Consider the following 17117-nt stretch of genomic DNA (forward strand, 5'->3'; position numbering starts at 1 on the left):
GATAGCAACGCTCTAACGGGAGTTTATATATGAGAAGGCTTTTTGCTTTCGCTTTTTTACTGAGTTTTCTGGTTGGATGTAATTCAGGGGAAAATCCCTCAACTAGTAATGCATCAGACTCACAAGATTCAGGAAAAGAACTAACCTATCCGATTCAGGCGGCAGCAACCGTTGGCATGGTTGCAGACCTCATCAAGAATGTTGGTGGTGATCATGTAAATGTGACTCAAATCATGGGTTCGGGCGTTGATCCTCATATGCATAAGGCAACCCGGGATGACGTGCAAACCATAATGAACGCCGATATCGTCTTTTACTCAGGCTTGATGCTGGAAGGCAAGATGGCGGATACATTGATTAAAGTTTCGCGAAACAAACCTGTTTACGCGGTCACAGAATTGATCGATGAAAAAACATTACTCGAACCAGACGACTTCGATGGTCACTACGATCCGCATGTCTGGATGGACGTCGCTGCCTGGTCAGAATGTGTTGATGCGGTGCAAACTGCCTTGAGTAATTTCAACCCGACTCATGCAAAAGACTATCAAGAAAACGCGAAAGCATACAAACAACAATTGGAAAACCTGCACCAATATGGTTTAAAAATCGTAAAGTCAATTCCTGAGGAAAGTCGCATTCTGGTTACTTCACATGACGCTTTCAATTATTTTGGTCGCGCTTACGGCTTGAATGTGCAAGGCGTTCAGGGAATTTCGACGGAATCAGAAGCGGGGCTCAAGCGAATTAACGAACTCGTCAATATGCTGGTTAACAAAAACATCAAAGCGGTATTTGTAGAAAGCAGTGTCTCGAAAAAGAATATCACCGCACTCATCGATGGGGCGAAAGCACAAGGACATGACATCATCATCGGTGGTGAATTATTTTCGGACGCCATGGGTGAACCGGACACCTATGAGGGTACTTATATCGGAATGCTGGATCATAATTTCACAACTGTCACGCGTGCCTTAGGTGGAACGGCTCCGGAAAGAGGTATGCAAGACAAACTCTCGCACTAATGAAATCAAGCACCGCACGGCTCATCACCCATGAATTGATTTCCATAAGAGATAAAATAACATTTAGAACCTCAAATATTTTATGAATCGATTTCTACCTTATGAATATTAGAGAGAGTTCCACTACGACTACAAAACCAGAACTCCCGCTCGAAGAAACTCCGCTCTCCGTCTATGACTTGACAGTGGCCTATCATCGAAAGCCCGTAATCTGGGATGTGAGTTTTGAAATTCCGCCGGGCAAATTAGTCGGGATAGTCGGTCCCAACGGTGCCGGGAAAAGTACATTGATCAAAGCCATCATGGAACTCATCCCCAAAGCTTCCGGACGAGTGCAAATATTTGGTAAACCCTATCAAAAAAATCGACAACGCGTTGGGTATGTCCCGCAAAGAGAAAGCGTTGACTGGGATTTTCCCGTGGATGCCCTGGATGTCGTGACAATGGGGCTTTACAAAGAGATCGGCTGGTGTCTTCCCGTTCGTAAAAAGTACCGCGTCCTGGCGATGGATGCGTTAGAACGGGTTGGTATCGCCGATTATGCTCGGCGGCAAATCAGTCAGCTTTCTGGTGGTCAACAACAGCGGACATTTTTAGCAAGAGCCCTGGTTCAGAATGCTGATTTGTATTTGATGGACGAGCCATTCGCGGCCGTTGATGCCGCTACCGAAAAAGCGATTGTCCAGATCCTGCAGGAAATGAAAGAGGCAGGAAAAACGGCACTGGTCATTCACCATGATCTGCAAACCGTACCCGAGTATTTTGACTATGTGATCTTACTCAATATGAGAGTCATCGATCACGGTTTAACCGCCGACGTGTTCACCCCAGAGAATCTTCAAAAGACCTATGGCGGACGCTTGACGTTATTGGAAGAAGCGACAGAAACCATGCGACGCCGGGAGCAGTCTTTATGAGGCCGTTCTTTCTGGTGTTTCTACTTGCCAGTTTTGTTCCGCAATCGTTAGTCATTGCGGAAAATAATGCGAGAGAAATTCAGTCACAACAGTCCATCACGAACCGTAGCATCACAATGCCCACATGGTCGGATTGGAAACGCGTTTTATTTTTACAGGATTATAACACAAGGATCGTCATCCTGGGCACTACACTCTTGGGAATGTCAGCCGGTATGGTTGGGAGCTTTGCCTTATTACGCAAACGAGCACTGATGGGAGACGCATTAAGTCACGCCACTCTTCCCGGTATTGCGATTGCCTTTATTGTCGCTACGACATTGGGTCTGGATGGAAAATCACTGCCAGTTTTACTCGTGGGAGCCGCTTTAAGTGGCTTAATGGGAATCGCCACCATTCTCCTCATCCGAAACCTGACACGTTTAAAAGAAGATGCCGCATTAGGAATTGTGTTGAGCGTATTTTTTGGCGCTGGAATCGCGCTCCTGGGAATCGTACAACAAATGGAAACCGGTCATGCTGCTGGCCTGGAATCATTCATTTATGGGAAGACCGCCTCGATGGTCGCCAGCGATGCCTGGCTTATCGGGAGTGCTGGTATGACTTGCATGCTGATTTCCATTCTGTTGTTTAAAGAATTGACACTCCTTTGTTTTGATGAAGGTTTTGCCGACTCGCGTGGCTTCCCCGTCGTTTTTCTGGACATGATGCTGATGGGGCTCGTGGTTGTGGTTACCATTATTGGACTGCAAGCGGTGGGATTGATTCTGATGATTTCTCTACTGGTCATTCCTCCCGCTGCAGCACGTTTCTGGACCGAAAAAATGGTCAACATGACAATCGTGGCCATCGTGCTCGGAGCCCTTAGTAGTATGATCGGCTCAGCCATGAGTGCCATCTTTCCCAATCTTCCCTCGGGTGCAATGATTGTGCTGGTCTCGACGGCGATGTTCTTGTTCAGCATGGTCTTTGGTATTCCACGCGGCATCTTGATCCGTAAACTACGACGACACGAATTGAACACAAAAATCAATCGACAACACCTGCTACGTGGCATTTATGAATACCTTGAAGCGCGTGGACTTCTCAATGAAAAACAGAAATTGGAATCCATGCAGGTCCCCATTGACGCAGTCTTTCAAATGCGAAGCTGGTCTCGACCGAAACTCAAAAAAATCATAAAACGCGCCCAACTAGAACAACTTGTCGAACTAGTTCATGAAAACCAGATGCAACTCACGGAAGCAGGGCTCAAAGAAGCAATTCGACTCGTACACGAACATCGTTTGTGGGAACTGTATTTGATCACATATGCCGATGTTGCTCCGAGTAAAGTCGATCAGGATGCCGATGCGATCGAACATGTCCTGGAACCAGAAGTGATCTCAGAATTAGAATCGTTGCTGATTCAACAAACATCTGAAGGGGTACTTCAAAGTCCACACACGATAGATATTGATCGAAACAAAACCAATTCACAAAATCCTCATGCTCGAAGGTTACGCTAATGAGTGGATTGGAACAGTGGAACTGGTCTCTTGATGGGTGGATCATCGCCGCTGGTATTTTGTGTGCTGTCTCGTCGGCACTGTTGGGAAATTTTCTCGTCCTGCGGAAAATGAGCATGCTCGGTGATGCTATTACGCATGCCATTTTGCCTGGTCTGGCAGCAGCGTTCTTTCTCAGCGATAGCCGCAGCAGTATTCCAATGTTTGCTGGGGCAGTTTTAGCAGGTATCTTAACGGCGTTATTTACAGAATGGATTCGGAGCTTTGGGAAAGTAGACGAAGGGGCCTCGATGGGTGTAGTCTTCACTTCTCTATTTGCTTTAGGTCTGGTGATGATCGTGCAAGCAGCAGATCATGTTGATCTGGATCCGGGGTGTGTTCTATATGGAGCGATCGAACTGACCCCCCTTGATACAATCCTCATTTCCGGTTGGGAAATACCGCGTGTTGTCGTGGTGCTGTCTGTTGTGTTACTGGTCAATCTTTTATTTGTGGTCCTGTTTCTAAAAGAATTGAAACTCAGCTCATTTGACCCGGCCCTGGCAACCACGACAGGTTTTAATGCCACACTCATTCATTACACTTTGATGACACTCGTTGCCGTTACCGCAGTCGCCAGTTTTGAAACGGTTGGAAATATCCTAGTGGTGGCAATGTTTGTCGTACCGCCGGCTGCCGCTTATATGTTAACAGATCGCCTGGTACGCATGATTGTTCTCAGTGTCATTCTGGCAATCATCGCAGCAGTCCTCGGCCATATCAGCGCGATGACAGTTCCTCGCTGGTTTGGATTTCAGAGCACATCCACAGCGGGAATGATGGCAGTCGCCGCAGGATTGCTGTTTATCATCGCAGCGTTATTTGCACCACGGCATGGAATCATTGTCGTCTTTGTGCGAAGGCAGATCCTTGCCTGGAAAATTCTTGCTGAAGACATTATCGCTTTGATGTACCGGATCGAAGAACGTGATCCTCAACTAAAACCTGATGCGGCTTACCTGAGAGAAATTCTTTTTTCGAGTCCGCTGCCTACCGATTGGAGTCTCCACTTCCTGGCCAGACATGGTCAAGTTATCGATTCAAATGGAACCTACGAGTTAACAGAAACTGGCCGTGATCGCGCACGACAATTAGTTCGCTCTCATCGACTATGGGAACATTACTTAGTTGAACACGCAGGTATGTCTGCTGAAAACATTCACAAACAGGCCGAACAACTGGAACACTTCACTGATCGCCAGTTGCGCGAAAAATTGAATAAAGACACATTAGACACTGATCAAGATCCACACGGGCGCCCCATTCCACCTGAGGATGAGAGGGGTTAAACAAGTTCTGAACGCTATCTATCAATAGTTTCAAAATACTAGTCGCAAAAGTTTGGGGTCTGCCTTTCCTTTTGCAGCGATTTCATCTGGCAATTTTTTAACCTACAACATATAATCAACCACTGATATGTAATCAGTCTTGAAAGCGTACCCTACGAATACGGAATGGAAAGAAACCGTATGGCAGGTAAGGTTTGTAACGGACCAGTAAATCGACGCGAGTTTATGCGAATTGGTTCTCTCAGTTTGGGAGGACTCACGCTTTCGCAGTTGATGTCTCTACGTAGCGAAGCCGGACAACCCAAGCAGGATACTTCTGTGATTTTGCTGTTTCTGCATGGGGGCCCTTCACAGCTGGAAACATACGACCTCAAACCTGATGCTCCTTCCTCCTATCGTTCTGTATTCCAGCCCATTTCCACTAATGTTCCGGGAATGGATATTTGCGAGTTATTTCCGAAGCAGGCCAAAATTGCCGACAAATTCTCTTTAGTTCGCTCACTGCATCACGATGTAGGAATACATAGTGACGGGGGTATCATTGTTCTTACCGGAAAACGACCTTCCAAGCTGGATCCCTCGTCCCGATCGAAAAGCGAACATCCTGATTTCGGATCGATCACGAGTAAAGTTCGTGGCTTGTCGAAAGCTGGCACACCTCCTTATGTCTCAATTCCTTCGAAGTTCTACATGGTTCAGCCGACTTACCTCGGCATGCAGCATGGCCCCTTTGAATCGAGTGAACCTTCCTCGAAAAATTATCGTCCTCCTTCACTGAAACTGAATGCGGGCATGGACGGGAAACACTTATTGGAACGCCGACAACTGCTTGAGCAGTTTGATCGTCTACGAAATGATCTCGATCTTTCCGGTGATCTGGAAGGCAACGAAAAGTTCCGCAACATCGCATTCCAAATGTTAACCAGCCCCGAAGCAGCGAAGTCGTTTGATATCGCCCTTGAAGATGATCAACTCCGTGAGCGGTACGGCCGCAATATGTGGGGACAAGGCTGTCTCCTGGCCCGTCGTTTGGCGCAAGCTGGTTGTGGTGTTGTTTCGCTCTACTTTAATACACCCAAAACCGGTCAGGAATTTACGAACTGGGACGACCATATTTCCAACGCCGGTCGACCCGGACATTTTGCAAAATATATGAGCATTCGGCTGTCTTACATGGACCAGGCACTGACAACACTCATCGAAGACATTCATGAACGTAATCTTGATAAGAAAATTATGGTCGTCGCCGTGGGTGAATTCGGACGGACTCCTCGTCTCTCATCAAATAACACGGGAACGGGCCGTAATCACTGGCCAGAGGCATACACGGCGTTATTTTCTGGTGGTAACCTGAAAATGGGTCAAGTCGTGGGAGCCACAAATTCGAAAGCAGAGTATCCAACACATAGCCCCTACACTCCTCAAGATATGCTGGCCACGATCTACCAACATCTGGGCATCGATTACGACAAGTCGATCGTTGATTTCCAGGGTCGCCCCATTCCAATTCTGCCGCACGGTAGACCGATTAAAGAATTAATCTAATCTGTCTTAGAATGAATCTCATATCATTTTGCAGGCTGAGATTCGAAGAGAGTCTGAATGCCCTTCATCAGTAAGCCATCCACTTGGGGATCGCTAAAGGCAACGCTGACTTCATAGCCTCCTTGAAAATAGGCTTCAGCTGTCGGAATGTACCAGGGACCTCCATCTCCGTAACCGGCAGTCGCTACAAAACGTGTTGGTTGTAAGGTCTGTGAACGTAACTGATATTCCACAAAGGGCTCAGCCGGAAGATGAACTAGTGAAACTTGATTCATGTGTAAAGCACTGAGTGTAATGGGAATTTTCTGTCTGCAACGTCGGATCCAGGCTAAAGTAAAAGCTGGACGATTACGATGAACGACATTTTGAGAACGGTCATTGATTTGTTTCTCAATCAATTCAGCAGAAAAAGATTTATGGACCGGAGGCAGAAAATCAGTGGTCGCCCAATTCATATTTTGGATCGGTTCGGGGTGCAATTTTTGAGAAGCCTGTTGCATGGCATCAAATAATCGCTGTGTCAGCACTTGACGATTTTCTTTATGGGAGCTGTTGTTATATTTACCTGTATTCAGGTTCCCTGCACAACCAGTAAAATAAATATGTGTGCAATCTGGTGTATCATGTTGTTCCTTTAACCTTCGAGCCTGGCCAACAAATTCACTAGTCACATGCCCTTCCTGACAACAGTAACTTATCGGATGCACGGCGTAGTAATAACAGGCTGCGACCTTCTCTCGTCCATCATAAAAGGCAACCGTTTTCAACCACGGATCAATCACCCCCGCTGGTAAATTGCGTACGTCATCACTACTGGCGGCAACGCTACGATTCTTCAATATCTTGCCGGCATCATCCAGGATGCGTCGATTAGATGCGACCTGCTTTACTTTAGACTGCGCTGCAGCGACATGCGTTAATCGTCGAGGCACCTTTAAGCTCTCTCGAATAGCAGAATCAGCTCGCTTTAAACAGGTATGAAAAAATTCCGAATCTATATTCGGCGGTAAATCACCTTGAGCTCGCACAATGCGGTCTGTCTCCAGACAGACAAACGGTGCGTCATGTTGATGCACACATTGGACGGCCACTCGTTCTACTGTCGTTCCCGCTGCTTTTGCCAGCACTTTTCTCCACTGCTGATGGGCGGCGTTGCACAGTCCAGTCCAATCGACTGCGCAAACAATAATCGGACGCTGATCACTTAAGATTACAAAGCCTATGGCTTCTAGCGAATCAACGACTCGTGAAGCGGGTGGTATCCAACCTCCACACAAGGAATGGCCGAGAGGAGGCGTCACATCAAAACGAAAAGTGGCGATTTTTAATTTCATCGTTATTCCAAGAAAACCTAGGAGCACTAGCACTTTTCAGCATACGAGAAACATTAAAAAATATCGATCCTCTCGACAAATTTTCGTTCTTCATGGCTCCGAAGAAACAGGAACCTCTTCTTCAGGCTTAGCCTCCGGTGCCTTTGGTGGTTCCGAACTCGAGTCTCGATCAACGATTAAACGTGCCCCCCGCCTGAAGCTGAGATAAGACCAAGCCCATTGCATAACGACCAGCACCCGATTCTTAAATCCGGTCAGATAGAAAATATGAACGACCAACCAGGCCAACCAGGCAATAAATCCAGAAATTTTAAATCGTCCCAGCTCCACAATCGCTCGACTGCGACCTATTGTCGCCATCTGCCCTTTGTCATGAAAGCGGAATTTACTTCGTGGCTTTCCCGTAAGTTCCTCGCGAATTGTTTTCCCGATAAACGTTCCCTGTTGAAGTGCCACTGGTGCTGTTCCCGGTAAAGTGTTTCCTGTCTGATGTGTGAAGCTGGATTGATCACCGGCAACAAAGACATTGGGATGATCCTGAATACTCAAATCGGGTTCCACAATCACACGTCCGCGGTTATCAACTGGCATGCCCCCCGACTTACCCAATTCCGAGGCTTCCACGCCAGCTGCCCAGAGAACAGTAGCGGCATTGATTCGTTCTTCACCCAGTTCAACACCTTCTTCATTGATGTTTGTCACAACGGACGAAGTCCAGATTTGGACTCCCAGATTCTCCAGATCGCGAGCCGCCCGGTTTGACTGCTGCTCGGAAAACATCGGCAAAATGCGAGGACCGGCTTCGACCAAAATGACTCGTGTATGGCTGGGATTAATCCGACGAAAATCTCTGGAAAGTGTAAAGCGGCTCATCTCTCCAATTGCACCAGCCAATTCCACACCAGTAGGACCTCCGCCAACAATGACATAGGTAAGATACTTCTTTTGCTCATCAGGATCTGTAATCCGTTCTGCATGCTCAAATGCAGAAAGTACACGCTTACGAATTTCTGTTGCATGCGCTACGGTTTTCAATCCAGGTGCATACTTTTCCCACTCATTATGGCCAAAGTAACTGTGCGTCGCACCGCAAGCCAGAACCAGATAATCAAAGTTCAGCTCTCCAAAATCAAACTGGACTTTTTGCCCGGCAAGATCCACGGATTGTGCCTCTCCCAGTAAGACACTTATATTTTGATAAGCCGAAAGCAAACTTCGAATTGGCGCTGCGATATCAGCAGGACTCAAGCCTGCCATCGCCACCTGATACAAAAGTGGCTGAAATAAATGGTAGTTGTGACGATCAACGAGCGTGACTTCCACTCCCTTGACATTTCCCAATTGCAATGCCGCGTTTAAGCCGGCAAAACCACCACCAACAATCAATGCCTGTCTAGACCTGGTTTCCTTACCAGGACTCTGTAATTCATTCATTTGACTAACGATTGTAAGATAATGTTAAATCCAACCAGACTGAAGAAATGATATCTCCAATAAGCTGATCGTGAACGCCCTCTGTCGCTATTTTAGACTATTGGTCTTAATGCGGAAATTGAGTTCTGCGAAAAATCCAAACGTTATTTTGACATTTAATTTTGAAGGATCAAAATATTAGTCGAGAATACAACAAATGATCTTTCCATTGATCTTGATTTCAGCCATTTTCATCTGAATCTATCAGCTTTCCGGGCAACTTATTGAAAATAGCAAAATCAGTATATTCGTCACCATAGCTTCCATAGTGATAATTGCTGATCATATGAAGAACATTTCAAATGATTTAATAGTTATTTTCGTCAGCAACTCCAGTAGTCCCCTGCATTGCATCAGTTTGACATCCTGCGTCCGCGACCTACCTTTAAGCATAGTCCCTCTGCATTGATGCATGCATTGTGTTGGAATCTCAACACGAGAACGCATTAACGTATAAAAAATACTCCTAATAACATTGTCTTCTGTTTTGACCCTAAGATTATTAATACACGAGTTCGATTACTCCTCTCGATGTACTTAAAAGGGTTTCAGACAAAGACATTGCGATAAATAAGATGATTTTAGGGATACGAAATAGATATCTGGTCAGTTTGAAATCCATCTCAACAGGACTCAGATCGTTTTTTATTCCCACATTAAGGTCGCAAGATGAATAGTCCTCTCATAGCAAATAGTAACACTGTGCAGCAGCAGAATTCTGTGCATGGTAGCTATAATATGGACTCTTCTCAGATTCTGAAGCAACTCCTTGCACTTTCAGAGGAATATGAAGAATTTTCACTGGAAGGTAACGAATCAGATGATGTCGATCAGGTCATTTCTCGAAAACACCTGAGAAAATTATTGACGGCTCTGCAGGCGCGCGATGCTGCCACATTATGTCACTCCCGCCGTGTTGCTTTTCTGGCAAAAGGAATTGCAACGAATTTAGGCTGGGAAGGAATTCATTTGAAACGGCTGGAAATCGCAGCGCTGGTACACGACATCGGAAAAATTGGTGTTCCCGATCACATTCTCTTTAAGCCTGGTAAACTGACATCAGATGAAATTGAACTGATGTCACATTACCACAACATCGGCCTGGACGTCCTACAAGCCTGCCGTACTGACCATGAAGTTTTGACGATCTTATCGCAAACTCGCTATCACTTCAGTGGCGCAACAAATGGCTATCAATATATTGGTAGCGATGTCCATCAGGGAGCCCGTATTCTGGCGATTGCTGATGCCTACGATTCTCTGGCAACAGATCAGGTTTATCGATCTGGCAAAAAACATGATGAAATTATGTCGATTTTAATGGAATCGGCGGGAACACAATTTGACGGCAACATTGTTTGTGCGCTGTCGCGCTGGGAACAGAACGAGAAAGAAGTTTTCCACGATGCATTGCTGGAAGTCAATCGACTCTATCAACCCAAACCATTCAGCGAGCAGGAAGCTCAGGAAGCAAACCTGATTAGTAATATCTTCTCATATTTGTTTCAGATTGAGAGCCTGTATGATGGGGTTTATATCGTCAATTCTGATCTTCAGTTTGTGATATTCAGCCCGGGACTGGAAAAACTGGCTGACATCCTTGCAACAGATGTTTTAGGCGAGACGTGGACCAGTAACAGCCTGCCATTAACAAATAAAGAAGGTACGAGCCTAACAACTGCTGAATGTTCAATGAATCGAGTCATCGCTAATGGAAAACCGATGACCACAGAATATATGCTGGAACGTCCCGGTGGCCGGCTGATTAATATTGAAGTTCAATCGGTCCCCATGTTCAATGACGAGGGGCATCTGGTTGGTGTTGCGGAAATCTATCGAGATCTATCTCGCGGCCTAAAGCGACCACAAGAATTCAGCGATTTAAAATTAGCAGCCAGCATGGACGCGTTGACTTCGGTTGCCAATCGAGGTGAATTGGAAACTCAACTGGCAATTATGCTGGCTAGAATTAACAAAGAGCAAAATTCGCCCCCTTTAAGTATCATGTTCATTGATGCTGATCACTTCAAAAATATCAATGACACTTACGGGCATTCTATTGGCGATGATGTTCTGATCGAACTGGCACGTTTATTTCAGCATGAAACTTATTCGGGGGAACTAGTAGGACGCTACGGTGGGGAAGAATTTGTCATTCTTTGTCCTGAAACCGATCTGGAGCATGCGGTCAAAAAAGCAGAACGATTAAGGCTGGCTATCAGCAATTTAAAAATCGAAAACATCATTAAAACTCGTTTGTCAGCTTCATTTGGTGTCGCGCAAGCTGAGTCAGGAGATACGGTTGAAAGTCTCTTCCGTAGAGCAGACAAAGCCTTGTATAACGCAAAAGAAACGGGCAGAAATCGAGTTTGCTCCTTAACGAACCATCAACTACTTACAGGAGAAGAACCTGCTCAGGTTACATGTGAATCAACATCTGACGAAATGCTCTTTGAAAATACGTTCAACGCGTTCATCTCATCAGATATCGTTGTTTATAAGTTGGGCGGCTTTGTTAATGATAACGACGCTAAACTGACAGAAGTCAATACAAGTCACGCGATATTGCGCCTTGGCCAAACAGGTTTGCTCCCTTTTTGGGGGAAAACTGACGACCGTAGACCAGTTGAAGTCGAAGTCGAATTCGGCAACTTTGTAAAAAAAACAGACGGTAATAAACGGTCTTCCACTTCACAAGTTGAAATTAAGGTCAGGATTTCTCCGTTGGGATGGGTGAAACAAACCACTCAGTTTCAACAACGTGCCAATCGTGTTTTCCGACTTCTAAAGAACTATTTCGCTGCAGATTAGTTCGTTTATGCCAACCTCCGGCAAATTCTGCCACCCAAGGCCTCTAGCTGCACCCACCGAGTCAAAACAGGCAAAACAACTGAACCTTACGCATTGTAGTAATCATACCGAATCTGGTATTTCAAACGATTCTATCTTTCTTACGCCCCCCTATAATCAGTAAGACGCGAAAAACCATGCACAACGGAATAATACGAGTCCGATAAATCATCCGTATCGATTAACAATCAATTTGCGCATGGTGGTTTTATAGTGTACTTCAAAATACGAAACAACGTGAAGTATTTCATTTCGTTGATACCTGAATCTCTATTGCTGTCCGGTGCGTTCCTTTTATCAGTTCTAGTTGGTTTTCCAGGTTGTGCTAATACCGACAACTGTTCTGATGGAACTTGCTCAACAACCGTCGGCCGTGTCAAAAAATGTTTCCTGTTTCATCACGATAAATGTTCTCCTCATCCTTACTATTCATTGGACGGTTATCAAACCGATCTTGATAAGTTTGTTGTAAAACATGCTGCTAAAAAATGCGCACATCAATCACTGAAAAACATGGCATGCCATTGCAAAGACAAACCATCAAAAGCGTTCCGAAAAGGTTATCGACAGGCTTATATTGATATTGCGTTAGGAGATTCCGGTGAAGTCCCTCCCGTTCCTCCAGAAGAATACTGGGCAGCCCATTATCGCACACCAGCAGGTTATGTGGAAATTCAGAAATGGTTCACAGGTTATAAACTCGGCGCCGAGCATGCTTTGGCCGATGGACGATACGAATATAACAAAGTCGCGACTCCCTATTCCTTAACAGGTTGGGATCAACCAGAGTTTGAACAGTGGGACGAAAATATAAACTATCCTCAACATGCAGTAGAGCCTAGGCCGAGTTCAAATTACGCACCACCTGCTCCGATGAGCGTCCCTCAACAACCAGCGCCTGCACCTCAACCGGAAATTCCCGTGCAGCCAATTCCACAGCGGCACCACACGCTTCCACCTCCGCCTATAACACCAGGGAATACACAACCTCAAATTCGACAACCCGTATTGCCCAAACCAAAAGTCCGCAACCAGCCGCCAATCGTAGCACCTAAGCCTCCGTTGAGGTCTCAAGCTCCCCCTTCGAAAAAAAGTCATCACCCTGCAATCGGTAAACCTGCAAGACCTGCATATATCAATGATGATCCGCCGCCAAATCCATATTCACTACAGTCGTACCCTTATACTCCATTACCCCAGAACGTGTTGCCCTCAAATCAGTATCGGCAGTTAGATTATCGAAGAACTCCACATGCTCTGCCCTACTCTGGCTCTGGTCAATCATTCAGGAACAGGTATTAATTTGGGATGACATCAAGCAGGTTCAGAACGTATTTAACGACGAAACAAAGCCAAAGGGAATTTACGACAGGATGTCGCAACAATTCAACAACGCCATCTTCGAATTAAAAGGTTCGGTCAGGATGCTGAAACTTAATGAATCAATGCTTTCAATCAAATGGCAAATATTTTGCGCACCGATGTTAATTATGATTCTGAATGGATGCGCTGCGATCCACCCGATCAAAGGGGTTCCCGCTCAATACCTGCCAACCGAATACAAAGCAGAGAAAAAATCGGGAAAGGAAACCATTGACCTCTCTCTACTCCGACAACCGACGCCAAAACATTACCTGCTAGATTCAGGAGACGTTTTAGGCGTTTACATTGAAGGCGTGCTTGGTCAATTTAAAGATGTGCCACCGGTTCATTTCCCCCAAACTCAGGAGGTTGCCCCCTCACTTGGTTATCCCATTCCCATCCGTGAAGATGGTACGATCTCACTTCCATTGATCGGAACTGTCTTTGCCAGAGGGTTGACACTCACGCAACTCGAAGAAACGATTCGTCGCAAATACACAAGTGAAAAAAATATCCTGAGAGAAGGACGTGACCGAATTCTCATCAGTCTCCAGAAACCACGATCGTACCGCGTTCTGGTCATTCGACAGGAAAACTCCAATGACGTTGTAGGTAGCGATGGAAACACATTGAATATTGGTAGATCGAAACGGGGTACAGGCCGCGTGGTCAACTTACCGGCATACAACAACGACGTTCTACATGCGTTGGCCGAAACAGGCGGACTTCCCGGATTGGACGCAGAAAATACGATATATATCATTAGAGGTGGTGCACACAAATTAAATAATTCGATCTGTCCACAGCCCATTCATACGGGTTCCAGCAAGCCCCATCACCTGACATCCAACCAGAACATTCAACAGGTTTCTGATACTTATACGCCGATTCCACAATCACCGACACCGATGGAATCCGGGTTCCAAGTAGGACAGCCGCTTTACAGTCTAGACGGTGGAATAGACTACGATGGTTACATGACACCATCGATCATTAACGAATCAACAATGCAACGCTCTGGAATTATCAAAGTTCCCATTCGCTTGAGTCCTGGCGAGCAGATTCATTTGACGCGCGATGATATCATTCTCCATGATGGCGATGTTGTCTTCATCGAATCAAGAGACACAGAAATATTTTATACAGGAGGTTTACTGGGTGGAGGCCAATACACGCTTCCACGTGATTATGACCTGGATATTCTCGGCGCTATCTCAATTGCACAAGCATCACAAAATGGAGGTAATACCAGATCCAATGGCGGGCCTTCTGGATTAAATCAGGATGTCACAATCAGTGCCAGTAATGCCATTATATTGCGGCAGCTTCCTAATGGGACACAACTGCCAATTAAAGTCGATTTATATCAGGCAGTGCGACACCCCAGTCAACGCGTTCTGATTCAGCCCGGGGATTTTGTGATCCTGCAATATACCAAGTCTGAAGCAATTGCGGCATTTATTGAACGCCATCTCCTGGAAGGTGCGTTATTCGGGCTCGCCGCTTCTAATTTGCAGAATAATCGCTAACCGTTTAGATTCTGTTACTTGACGACCAAATACGGAATACAACTACTTTCGAATCACAAAACCCTGTTTCTTATTGGGATCGGCCAGAAGGACTTCACCCGTATGCATCTTTTTAGCGTCCTTCGCTCCTCGACCGATTAAAAGCAGCTTGTCAGTGACGCGCTCTATTCCGAGGCTACAATCGATGTTGTATTTTTCAGTGAAATTAAAGGCGGCATCTGCTTTCAAAAGTTTTGTCCCGTAGCAACCAAACCACCACTGATTATCTGCAAAAGTAGCAGTTTGAATTCCCAATAGCGTATAGCCGCTTTTGAGAACATGTTTTTTGACGAATTTAAAGTTCTCGTTATATTCATAGAGATAGTTCTCATTCACTCCCTTTGGAAGGCCACCAACGACAATGAACTTTCCATTATGGGATGCAATTCCCCCCGCTCCGTAAATTACCTCTGGTGTCTGATGCTTGGCAATCAGTAACAGCTTTTCTGCATCATACACATAAACCCAGGAATCTGCTTTTCCTTGAGGATTATTGAAATCACCAAAATTGACAGCAACAAAAATTTTGCCACCACGAAAACAGAGATCACCATGATGATTCCCGACGGGAATTTTAGTCAAAATTTTGCCGGAAGCATTGGTTTTAACGAGTTCTGTTGTAAAGCTCCAGAAGATATTCCCGAGGCCATCAATGCAAATTCCCTGCAAGTGGTGCGGATATTTTCCCTCGCACTGAGTATTAACATATTCGATTTTCTTCTGATTTGATTCCTTTTTCGTATCAGCGATTACATCTGAATGAAGGCTAAAAGCGATACCGAATGTCAAAAAGAAGTATAATAGCTGTAATTTCATACCTCAGAAATCTCCCTCAGCAGACAGAACTCTTAGATAACAGTAGACCAAAATTCTAAATCAATGATGATATTTCAAGCTATAAAATAGTTCTGAATTACCTACAATCTAATCAGAGGAAATGAGATCTGGACCATCCCCGGCCCTTTTTTCGTAAGTCCCTTTTGACGATTTTACATATTTCGTGAAGCCCAAGTCTCCCAAACGTTTGTCATCATTTAATGTTCGCTTCGCCTCAGAGTCAGACCATTTTCCTGAAATAAAAGCAGCTGAAATCACTCTGCGAACGGACTCACCAGTTTTGGGATGTTCGGTTAATACAGGATCGCTCATTCTCTGAATGACTTCAAATCGTTCGCCCGGAGTTCCATCCGGGTTAATTACCTCATAAACATAAGTAGGCATTGCTACTTTTTTACCTCTCAACTCAATTTTAATATGTTCCGGCCAATAACCAGATTCCAGGTTCTGAACCGGTTCCTTATCTAAAGTGTCTTTAGCTTACACATAATGTGACGGAGGTAAAACAAGTTAATCCAAGTATTCGTAGGAATACTGACTCTTTTCTAAGTGAGAAATACCTACTGAAAATAAAGATACCGGAAGTCCTTGAACAACAGGATCTTTTTCTCATGGTTTCTATCAGAAAGTCTGTATAATCTTTCAGACAGGGTAATTTCGGCAATCGAAACTAAAGTAGTACAAAATTGTTTACTCTATAGATTTACGTGAAATAAAACACGAAACTTCTTGTAAATGGGTATCCAAAGTCTGATTCTGCCTGATTTCAATCATATCCAAACCATTTAGGCAAGATAAGGTTCTGATGTTTGAACCGCAAGGTTAACAATTAGTGGCTGGTATTGCTGGACCTGTCCAGCTAGAATCTGTTAGCATCAGCGTCTATTGCTAGACCTAAACAAACTCACATAAGTACACACCCAATAGATGGTATTATTAAATAGGAGAACAGTCAGTGCAAGTTGCGATTACTTGTCGTCATGGTAGTGTTTCAGATGGTCTCCGTGATTATATTACTGAAAAGTCTGAGAAGTTACTGACGTACTTTGAGAGGGTAACTGCAATCCAAGTCACGATCGACCAGGGCCAAAACCAGAATCGAGTCGAAATTCTCGTAGACGCAGAACATAAACACAACTTTGTTGCTCATGCAGAAGGTGATGAAATCAAACCAAATTTCCATTCCGCGTTGAGTAAAATGGAGCAACAAATCAAAAGATATAAGGAAAAAATTCAGGATCACCGTCGCGACCGTCCCATGAATGAAGTCGTAGAAAATGAGATTTCGGAAGCAGAATCTGAATAATTCCTGGTCGTCAGCGGAGACATTTCTCAACTGACGAATAAAAGTATGAGATCATCATTGTGTT

The 17117-nt window shown here is 45.0% G+C and carries 13 protein-coding genes; 9 read left to right on the forward strand and 4 right to left on the reverse strand.

Features of this window, described 5'->3' with window-relative positions; all coding sequences use genetic code 11:
* Positions 1 to 29 precede the first annotated feature (29 nt).
* The 5 genes from V202x_RS09300 (at position 30) to V202x_RS09320 (ending at position 6323) form a co-directional block, all read left to right on the forward strand.
* Complete coding sequence (locus tag V202x_RS09300; protein ID WP_145173416.1) at positions 30 to 1025, forward strand: metal ABC transporter solute-binding protein, Zn/Mn family; 996 nt, start codon at positions 30 to 32, stop codon at positions 1023 to 1025.
* 101 nt (positions 1026 to 1126) lie between these two features.
* Positions 1127 to 1942, forward strand: coding sequence for a metal ABC transporter ATP-binding protein (locus V202x_RS09305; protein WP_145173419.1), 816 nt, complete (start codon positions 1127 to 1129; stop codon positions 1940 to 1942).
* Positions 1939 to 3450, forward strand: coding sequence for an iron chelate uptake ABC transporter family permease subunit (locus tag V202x_RS09310; protein WP_145173422.1), 1512 nt, complete (start codon positions 1939 to 1941; stop codon positions 3448 to 3450). The genes V202x_RS09305 and V202x_RS09310 overlap by 4 nt, the downstream gene beginning before the upstream one ends.
* Entirely contained in the window at positions 3450 to 4778 is a 1329-nt protein-coding gene (locus tag V202x_RS09315; protein WP_145173425.1) for a metal ABC transporter permease, read from the forward strand. The genes V202x_RS09310 and V202x_RS09315 overlap by 1 nt, the downstream gene beginning before the upstream one ends.
* Before the next feature lie 165 nt (positions 4779 to 4943).
* Positions 4944 to 6323: a DUF1501 domain-containing protein gene (locus V202x_RS09320; protein ID WP_232098924.1), complete on the forward strand. Its 1380-nt coding sequence runs from the start codon at positions 4944 to 4946 to the stop codon at positions 6321 to 6323.
* Positions 6324 to 6346: 23 nt separating this feature from the next.
* Here V202x_RS09320 and V202x_RS09325 read toward each other — a convergent pair whose 3' ends face one another.
* Positions 6347 to 7657 (reverse strand): hypothetical protein, encoded by a 1311-nt coding sequence (locus tag V202x_RS09325; protein WP_145173428.1) that lies wholly within the window; start codon positions 7655 to 7657, stop codon positions 6347 to 6349.
* Between the two features lie 90 nt (positions 7658 to 7747).
* Complete coding sequence (locus V202x_RS09330) at positions 7748 to 9091, reverse strand: NAD(P)/FAD-dependent oxidoreductase (RefSeq protein WP_145173431.1); 1344 nt, start codon at positions 9089 to 9091, stop codon at positions 7748 to 7750.
* A 708-nt stretch (positions 9092 to 9799) separates the two neighbouring features.
* Between V202x_RS09330 and V202x_RS09335 the strand changes: the two genes are divergently transcribed.
* The 3 genes from V202x_RS09335 to V202x_RS09345 all read left to right on the forward strand — a co-directional run bounded on the left by V202x_RS09335 (position 9800) and on the right by V202x_RS09345 (position 14871).
* Complete coding sequence (locus V202x_RS09335) at positions 9800 to 11941, forward strand: diguanylate cyclase (RefSeq protein ID WP_145173434.1); 2142 nt, start codon at positions 9800 to 9802, stop codon at positions 11939 to 11941.
* A 276-nt stretch (positions 11942 to 12217) separates the two neighbouring features.
* A complete protein-coding gene (locus V202x_RS09340) occupies positions 12218 to 13282 on the forward strand; it encodes a hypothetical protein (protein WP_145173437.1) in 1065 nt (354 codons plus the stop codon).
* Between the two features lie 71 nt (positions 13283 to 13353).
* Positions 13354 to 14871, forward strand: coding sequence for a polysaccharide biosynthesis/export family protein (locus V202x_RS09345; protein ID WP_145173440.1), 1518 nt, complete (start codon positions 13354 to 13356; stop codon positions 14869 to 14871).
* Between the two features lie 42 nt (positions 14872 to 14913).
* Here the strand turns inward: V202x_RS09345 and V202x_RS09350 are convergent, their stop codons facing one another.
* Complete coding sequence (locus V202x_RS09350; protein ID WP_145173443.1) at positions 14914 to 15726, reverse strand: hypothetical protein; 813 nt, start codon at positions 15724 to 15726, stop codon at positions 14914 to 14916.
* Positions 15727 to 15834: 108 nt separating this feature from the next.
* Complete coding sequence (locus tag V202x_RS09355; protein WP_144989571.1) at positions 15835 to 16131, reverse strand: FmdB family zinc ribbon protein; 297 nt, start codon at positions 16129 to 16131, stop codon at positions 15835 to 15837.
* Positions 16132 to 16702: 571 nt separating this feature from the next.
* On the opposite strand from V202x_RS09355, the gene hpf reads away from it, so the two are divergent.
* Positions 16703 to 17053 (forward strand): ribosome hibernation-promoting factor, HPF/YfiA family, encoded by a 351-nt coding sequence (gene hpf / locus V202x_RS09360; RefSeq protein ID WP_144989573.1) that lies wholly within the window; start codon positions 16703 to 16705, stop codon positions 17051 to 17053.
* Positions 17054 to 17117: the final 64 nt, after the last annotated feature.

It is taken from the genome of Gimesia aquarii (assembly GCF_007748175.1).
Taxonomy (GTDB): Bacteria; Planctomycetota; Planctomycetia; order Planctomycetales; family Planctomycetaceae; genus Gimesia; species Gimesia aquarii_A.

Bases quoted from the DNA above. Each gene is read 5' to 3' on its own strand.
- V202x_RS09300 (WP_145173416.1), top strand. From the start codon at position 30: ATGAGAAGGCTTTTTGCTTTCGCTTTTTTACTGAGTTTTCTGGTTGGA.
- V202x_RS09305 (WP_145173419.1), top strand. From the start codon at position 1,127: ATGAATATTAGAGAGAGTTCCACTACGACTACAAAACCAGAACTCCCG.
- V202x_RS09310 (WP_145173422.1), top strand. From the start codon at position 1,939: ATGAGGCCGTTCTTTCTGGTGTTTCTACTTGCCAGTTTTGTTCCGCAA.
- V202x_RS09315 (WP_145173425.1), top strand. From the start codon at position 3,450: ATGAGTGGATTGGAACAGTGGAACTGGTCTCTTGATGGGTGGATCATC.
- V202x_RS09320 (WP_232098924.1), top strand. From the start codon at position 4,944: ATGGAAAGAAACCGTATGGCAGGTAAGGTTTGTAACGGACCAGTAAAT.
- V202x_RS09325 (WP_145173428.1), bottom strand. From the start codon at position 7,657: ATGAAATTAAAAATCGCCACTTTTCGTTTTGATGTGACGCCTCCTCTC.
- V202x_RS09330 (WP_145173431.1), bottom strand. From the start codon at position 9,091: ATGAATGAATTACAGAGTCCTGGTAAGGAAACCAGGTCTAGACAGGCA.
- V202x_RS09335 (WP_145173434.1), top strand. From the start codon at position 9,800: ATGAATAGTCCTCTCATAGCAAATAGTAACACTGTGCAGCAGCAGAAT.
- V202x_RS09345 (WP_145173440.1), top strand. From the start codon at position 13,354: ATGTCGCAACAATTCAACAACGCCATCTTCGAATTAAAAGGTTCGGTC.
- V202x_RS09350 (WP_145173443.1), bottom strand. From the start codon at position 15,726: ATGAAATTACAGCTATTATACTTCTTTTTGACATTCGGTATCGCTTTT.
- V202x_RS09355 (WP_144989571.1), bottom strand. From the start codon at position 16,131: ATGCCTACTTATGTTTATGAGGTAATTAACCCGGATGGAACTCCGGGC.